The organism is Bacillus sp. AFS040349, assembly GCF_002577655.1.
Classification (GTDB): Bacteria; Bacillota; Bacilli; order Bacillales; family Bacillaceae; genus Metabacillus.
In genome coordinates, this window is record NZ_NUMC01000123.1 from 1 (window position 1) to 7,444 (window position 7,444).

General features: G+C 30.3%; 5 protein-coding genes and 1 pseudogene. All 6 read right to left on the reverse strand.

The annotated features are described in order from the left end of the window. Positions 1-82, reverse strand: a pseudogene (locus COD11_RS27730) (recombinase family protein); the annotation flags it as partial. A 157-nt stretch (positions 83-239) separates the two neighbouring features. Then, positions 240-833, reverse strand: a complete 594-nt coding sequence (locus COD11_RS21925; protein WP_141549731.1) for a restriction endonuclease subunit S domain-containing protein — start codon at positions 831-833, stop codon at positions 240-242. 4 nt (positions 834-837) lie between these two features. Continuing rightward, positions 838-2,493, reverse strand: a complete 1,656-nt coding sequence (locus COD11_RS21930; RefSeq protein WP_098799041.1) for a site-specific integrase — start codon at positions 2,491-2,493, stop codon at positions 838-840. Then, a complete protein-coding gene (locus COD11_RS21935; RefSeq protein WP_098799042.1) occupies positions 2,471-5,239 on the reverse strand; it encodes a helix-turn-helix domain-containing protein in 2,769 nt (922 codons plus the stop codon). Before COD11_RS21935 ends, COD11_RS21930 begins: the two co-directional genes overlap by 23 nt. 16 nt (positions 5,240-5,255) lie before the next feature. Continuing rightward, positions 5,256-6,437, reverse strand: a complete 1,182-nt coding sequence (locus COD11_RS21940; RefSeq protein WP_060669316.1) for a site-specific integrase — start codon at positions 6,435-6,437, stop codon at positions 5,256-5,258. After that, positions 6,409-7,344, reverse strand: a complete 936-nt coding sequence (locus tag COD11_RS21945; RefSeq protein ID WP_098799043.1) for a tyrosine-type recombinase/integrase — start codon at positions 7,342-7,344, stop codon at positions 6,409-6,411. The genes COD11_RS21940 and COD11_RS21945 overlap by 29 nt, the downstream gene beginning before the upstream one ends. Positions 7,345-7,444 lie beyond the last annotated feature (100 nt).

A 7,444-nucleotide genomic window follows, 5' to 3' on the forward strand; every position in this document is an offset into this window, starting at 1 on the left:
TTCCAATTTCGTTCAATTGCCGAAATTGCCTTGAAGGATTTTGGCTAGTCGAACTGACGCGTACATAACCGATTTTCTGCAAAATTTCACCTCATTTTTGAGACAAGTCTTATGAGACACTCTTAACTATGATTTTATCAGTCCACTACACCTGTATCAATAGAGTACACTCTATTGATACATCATTATACTAACTTTCAAATAAATGCAGATCGGAGTATACAGATATTTAATTGTTCTTAACTCTCATCATCCAAATCCCCGAACAGTTCTGGAAATTCGTCTTCCAATTCTAACGAAGCAGCAGACTCTTTTCTATGCTCACTCATTTTAATAAGATTACTACTAATTCCTTTTCTTCTTCTTACACTTGGATTGGTACTCTCAATAATTATCTTTTCGTAATTTCTAACCTCCTGTTTCTTTTCGTTCAATTCATGTTTTAGCTTTTCTATTTTTTGTGTTAGTTCATCAATTTTTTTGTCTTTTTTCATAAGTTGATCAGAAAGCTTGTTGTTTTCTTCAATATTTTTAATAAATACTTCTTGAATATGATATAAAGCATCTCTTAGACCTTTTTCTTCGTTTAAAAATCGATCTATTATTAAATCAAAATTCGGATATGGTATTTCATCGAAACCTACATTATTATGACTGGTAATTACCTTTCTATTTAGGGTTTCAATAGTTTCTTCCATGCGCCTTTTCCAAGTTTTTCGACTAATTCCTGTTTCCTTTTGTAACCCTAAATATGTGATAGAACCAGTGTGTTTATTTGAGTATTCCAATAGTAATTTTTTTAACTCTTCATCGCTATAAGACTCAGTTTTCATAATACTATTCAATAACCTCCCTATCTTCCGGCAGCAAAGAATCAACCATAGCTTTTTGCCGTATTAGGCGATTAATAAGATTTGCCTTGCTTAATATCTGTTCATGATCTAGCATTGAATAGGATTCTGTGGCAAAATTAAATTTCATATTTTTATAAAGATTTAATAGAGACTTTAATTCTGTTTCTAATTGCTGTTCTAAATGATCTGATCCGGATAATAACCACTTCAATCCCTCATCATGGTTTTTTGGGTAATAAAAAAAATCATCACAAAATCTACATTCACCAGTGCAATTGTCAAAAGCCCCATATTTGCAATATCCGTTTTTTACCTCTTTTCGAAGAGGAAAATCCTCCGGTTTATAGATTCGTGATTCATTAATTTTATCTTTTACGCCAAATATTCCTTCTCCTAAACTTTTCTCAAGCCTATGAATTCTGGCTTTTGTTGAAATAATATAAACATAAGATTCAACGAAGTATTCCAAATGCCCCCAATAATTTCGTTGAGTACCTAATCGTGTATGGCCTGCCATTTTAGCAATAGTTAATGGATTAACCCCCTGTAACATCATATTACACATTGAAAAATGTCGTGTATCAGCAGGTGTTATATAATTACGGAAAATCTTAATGATTTCACCTTTTTCATTTCTTTTAACAAAGCGATAGAAATCAGTGTTATTCCAACCGATGATTTCTTTGTAGAAGGACATCAAGTGCCAATATAACGTATCTGGATGGTACATATCCTCCCTTTTAGTTATGCTATCAGCTTGAAAGAAACGTGATTGTATCTTAAATGAAAATAAGTAGTTTCCAATTAATTCAGGAGGAACTGTTTGCTTATACTCTTGAATAGTGTCATAAATATTTTTATTTATACGAATGACATTAGTCACGCTTATTTCGCTATATGATTTTGCCTCTTGTTTACTTCTTGGAACTTTTAAAAAGTAATAACCATCTTCCTCGTAGCAACAATCCCATTCTAGTAAACAAAATTCTTTAGGTCTCATTGGAATAATACCTGTAATCTTCCACCATAATATTATATGAAAATATTTGGATTTCTGAAGTGTGGTTGCTCGATTTTCAAATTCCATCATAAAATAATGAAAATCAATAATTACTTCATAATTAGGTAAATCTCTATTTTTCGAATCCATATTTTTAATCTTTAAGTCATATAAATCACGATAAGTATGCTCTATAAATGAAAGAAATCTACTAGTAAAATCATTAAATCTATAACGACTATTCATTGTTTTTGTCATAGCATACTCTTCATAAGCATCTACATTTGTTTTCTTAAATCCACCAGAAACTACAATTGCTTGTTTAACATTTGTATGAATTGCTTGAATATGATTTATGGAAAATTTAGTGTCTATTAATATTAACAAAAAACATTTTAAGGCAACCTTTAATTCAGGATATAAGTCAATATCGAACTTTAAATACCTACGCATTCCCGTAAAATCAACAATACACCAATAATCACTCTCAAAACTATCTGTAAGCAGGATACCTTGATCTTTATTTGTTTCTAACATACTTAAATATTTAGAAATGTCGTTTCTATCAAATTTATGATTTTCTGTGATTTGGATGTTTAATGCTCCATTTAATTCCTTAACCTTTTTCTGAATTATCAATTTGTTTCACCTCTCTATCTTTAAGAATAGCTCCATATAATTTTTTGATTCTTTTGCGATCAATAAAGGTCTCTACATATTCTTTACCTTTCTCAACAATAGCCTCATTCATTAATAGAAACATTTGTTTTAGAAAATGCTTTTCTCGTTCTTTATCCCATTCAAATTCACTATTGTAAATTTTATAAAGGCTCGTCTCAATCTGTTCAGATATAGAAAATAATAAATATTCTGTTGGTATTAAGTTCTCACATCCAATACAAGTGGTTCGTTCAGGACTTTTGCATTCAGGATATGTTAAACATTGAGCGAAAGCCATCCTTGCTGGCATTTCTCCACGAAATATTTTAACAATTAATCTTTTTAGATCCTCTTTAGGTAACTTTGAAAGCCTAAGTGCTAAAGATTCTTTTTTAATTCTTTCTGCAAGTAAAAAGGACGAATACGTTTCTAATTCATTTACTTTATACTTTTCACTTAAAGATTTAATTAAAGAGGTTCTGTCCTCCAGTTTTTGTTCATTTTGGTGCAACACAAGATTTATCATGGTATTATAAACCCAACCAAAATGACCCCTTTCGCATATATTAAAGGCCATACTATCAAGAGTACCTTGTGGGCTAGAGAATTTTATATAAACTTTGGTTGTATCTTCATTTAAGTGGCTTCGTAAAATTTGAGCTGCCTCATAGGATAAATGTGCATCCCCATCTGATTCAGAAACATGGTGGAAAAAGTAGGTAATCAATGTTCTATTCATTTTGAAACTATGGAACCCAGATAGTTCAAGTTTTTTTTCAAAAAACATTTTATTAATTCCATTTGCTCTAATTGAAGTAAGCATTAATTTATCATTGTATTTTCTACGGTGTAACTCCGTAATACTGATTGCTGTTGCAAACGGTTCAACCAAACTATCTAAACAAAGAAATTGTCCAAGCGCCCCCGTTTTCGAAATCTTCATTTGACCAACTTTTATATGAACCTGATTTACAATCAATCTTGCCTCTTCTTTCCTTAATCTATTATTCTCAAAAAATGTTAAATCTTTGATTGGTAAATCAACAAAATCAATGGTTGGTAAACCGTAAATAATATCCCCACTTCTCCACGCATTCATTAAGTGCATAATGACATATACCCATGCCTGTGCATATGTTTTATATTTAATCGCTTTCTCTATGTGCAGCTCTATATCTATAACATGATTATAATATTTATTAAAAGTTTCAAGGGAATATATATCAGTATCAGTATTTGGATCATTAAACGTTGCGTATCGATTAAAAAAGTTACAATCCTCAATATTTTCAGAGCAATACTGAACAAAACCTATAAAGTATTGTTTAACATATTTAGGTTGACTCTCATTATTTAAGAAACTCTCAATATCTTCATCTGTCATTTCTTTTATACTCTTTGGTAAATGTTTAATTAAAGCCTTTAAAGTTTTTATATAATAAGCAGTTTTTTTTGAAAGGGTCTCTGCTCTTGCCTCACTTTCAGCTAACTTTTGACAAGCATATTCCGTGTATATTTTGACTGTTTGGGCTAATTTTAAGGGGATGGAAATCTTATCAACTTCAAACTTATACTTGTTAACTGCATCAATAGTGGTGAATTCACCGGGACTTTGAGGGATAAACCTATCATTTTCAAGTTTTTGTTTGTACTGAATAACTTCAGATTCTAGCACAATCCAATATTCAATATTGTTAAAACCGTTTGTAACCTTTTTGGCAGATTTCATATGCTTTTTTATAATTTCCCTTGCTCTTTGAACGCTTCTTGTTTCGAGCAATTGCATAACATCTTCAGGGAAAATATAACCTGTTGGTAACTGAAGTCTTTCCTGTGAATAAATTTCTTTTATCTTGTCTATTTCTAATCTATTGATGAGATAACCCTCCGAGTTTGACCTTAGTATGCAATCATTAATGAGTCCTTTTTTTATATAACTTCTTATTGTATCTTTATTACATCCTATTATTTGGGATACTTCATCTATATTTGCATATTTTTCTTTAATTTCAAGCATATCTTTAAAATAATCTTCTGCTTCTGAAGCTAAAACTATATAGGTATCCTTTACATATTTTTTATGGTTTTTTAATACGTTATTCCTTATTAGTCCCCTTATTGTCTCCGGATGAAGTTTGTACTTTTCAGCTATCTGTTTTACAGTTACATATCCCTCTGGTATGACATTTTTATTTTCGTAATCCTCTATATCTGATATTGGAATAAGATATCCCTCGGTTTGATTTCTAATAATAGCATTAGGAAATACTTTTCTTGGGCCATATGTGTGAATCGTTAATTTTGATAAGGATAATCGTTCACATGCTTCATTTAAAGTTAAAAAACCATTTCTTTCAATGTGTTCTTTTATATACTCGTCAAAAATATCCTTATGCACAATATAATTATTATTTTCATCTCTACTAAATTTTTTAATTTTTCCGTTCCGCAAATCACTTCTAATCTTCTCATTAGTACACCCTGAGATTTCCGCCATTTCGCTAATTGATAAAAAGTCTTTTTTAGCATCTTCTATTTTCGTAACTTTTTCTTTATAAGCCTCTATATCCGTAACTGGTATTCGGTAGCCCTCTTGCTTTGAATTAATAAAACAGTTTGGGAACTCGTCTTTTTTTATTAGTTTTAGTACCGTGGATCTATTTATCGAAAACAGTTTAGAGACCTCGGTAACAGAAATATATAAATTTTGATCATTAAGTTCCAAACTTAACACCTCCCTTTTATTCTTTTTTCTTATATATTTCATCTATCTTTTTTTCTAGCTTTTCTTTAATTCGTTTTGTGCTAGCTAGATATGGTTTTACTGAGTCAAAACCTTTGTCCCCTCTTGGAAAACTCACATCATATAAATTATCAGCTTCTTCAGCCAATAAGTTAGAAAATATCCCCCTACCTATATGACTAGCCCATCTCTCAGCTTCAAGCGCTAAAGCATTATTTCTATCCGCCATATTCTCCGAATCTCTAAGGTACTTCAGAAATATTTTCTTTGTTTTATTAAAATGGTAATAGTAATTGTTACCTGTCATGGCTAATCCTTTTTGATTAGGAAATAGTGGGGTTTCTCCATTTAATTTCATAACATCTGTTAAATTATTCATGTGTTTTTCATAAAATAAAGTTGACCAATCCTTAAATCCAAAAACAATTTGCCTTCTTTTACTTTTAATATAGCTAGACCCCGATGTATTAGTGATGTCCTTTCTCAAGTTTCGATCCTCAGAAAGATCCACGATAAAACCATATTCTCCTTTATCCCCTATAAGCTGTAAATCTTTTATTCTAAGATTACATATCTCTCCGGTTCGGAGTCCACCAAAGAATTGTAAATAAAGTGCAAACGCAATTTTACTATCTGTTTGATAGGCAATTTCTAAAAAGGTTAGAATATATTCATCTGGTAATTTATGGAGTCTCGGTTTCGGTTTACTGTAAAAGTATTGAACATCTTTAATTTTCAAAGTATGACCAATGATCTTTTTTTCATTTAGAAAATCAAAGAACTTTTCTATATATTTCTCATGTTTCTTGACCGTATTTTTAGGTGTCCTTTTATAAGAAAGCTCAGATAAAAAATTTATTACATGGTCTGATTTTAATTCTATAAGACTTTTAACTTTATTACTCTTATCGCTTATTAAAAAATTTAAAAACATCGCTATAGTATTTGCCGGTGCTTTCATAGTATTGTACTGGGCGTTTTTCCAATTATCTAATATAAATTCTGTTGAAAGAGGATGAATTACTTCAACGTTTGTGTCTTCATTTTTAATTTTTATACACGCATATTGTTTTTCTATTGGCTCACCTGTTGAAGTTTCTGCATATTGGGCCATTATTGCACGTACAACAAATTTCACATTAGGTTTTATACTAACAATCTTTCTTTGGTTTCTCCCCATCGTTCCCCCACCCTAAATTGATATATCTGGTTTCAAAGGATTGAAGTTCTAAGTTCCCTTTTAAATTAGAACATAAAGACTCGTAAATTTTTTCTGTATATGATTCAGTTGTATATCTAGCAATTTTAGATATATAAGATATTTCAAATGGTTCATTTTGTGCTAATACTAACAAGTTAAAAATCCCCATACGTCTTAACATTTGAGGTGAAACCGTATAATTAATATTAGCTATCGAACTGTATTTCCGAAACATTTTGTTAATTGCATCCCTTGTCATTGGACCTTTTTGTCCAATTAATAGTTTCTTACTTTGATAAATGGGTCTGACTTCTAAAAAATCTTTTATCATTTTAATAAGAGGTTCAGTTATGCTAATTTTTCTTATAGGAGTGGGGAATTTTCCACTTTTTAAAATTTTAAATTGTATATAACCTTGTGATGGATCAGTAATTTCTATATCATCCAGTTCAATATTAATAAGTTCAGAAATCCTGCAACAAGTTCCGTATAATAAGTGAAATATAAGAATATCCCTCTTATTTTGACCTTCTAATATTGTTTGCCGTAGTCTAACAAATTCATTAATACTCATCATTCTCATAGTCCAGTTGTTTGTTTTAATTTTGATTATTTCATTTGGCTCAATTACTAATGGAGATTCTCCAATATGATACAAATATTTGTTATACCGAGTGACACTCTTAATTTTCCTCAAAACAGTATTTTCACTATATTTGGTATATAAAAATATTGTGTATTCAGTTAGCACTTCTTCTGTTATTTTGGGGTCCAGTTCCTTACTTTTTAACCAGTCGTAAAACTGAACAATGTCAAATACATAGCTCTTAATCGTATTTTTAGACAATCCTTGTCTTTCTAATTCATTGATAAATTTTTCGATCATGTGTGCGCTTACTCCATTTCTTTTATTACCTTAATTCTATAAAATTCTACATAACTTGTATACATAACTTTTATTAAGTTTAATAAAACAATTATGATCT

Bases quoted from the DNA above. Each gene is read 5' to 3' on its own strand.
- COD11_RS21940 (WP_060669316.1), bottom strand. From the start codon at position 6,437: ATGGGGAGAAACCAAAGAAAGATTGTTAGTATAAAACCTAATGTGAAA.
- COD11_RS21945 (WP_098799043.1), bottom strand. From the start codon at position 7,344: ATGATCGAAAAATTTATCAATGAATTAGAAAGACAAGGATTGTCTAAA.
- COD11_RS21925 (WP_141549731.1), bottom strand. From the start codon at position 833: ATGAAAACTGAGTCTTATAGCGATGAAGAGTTAAAAAAATTACTATTG.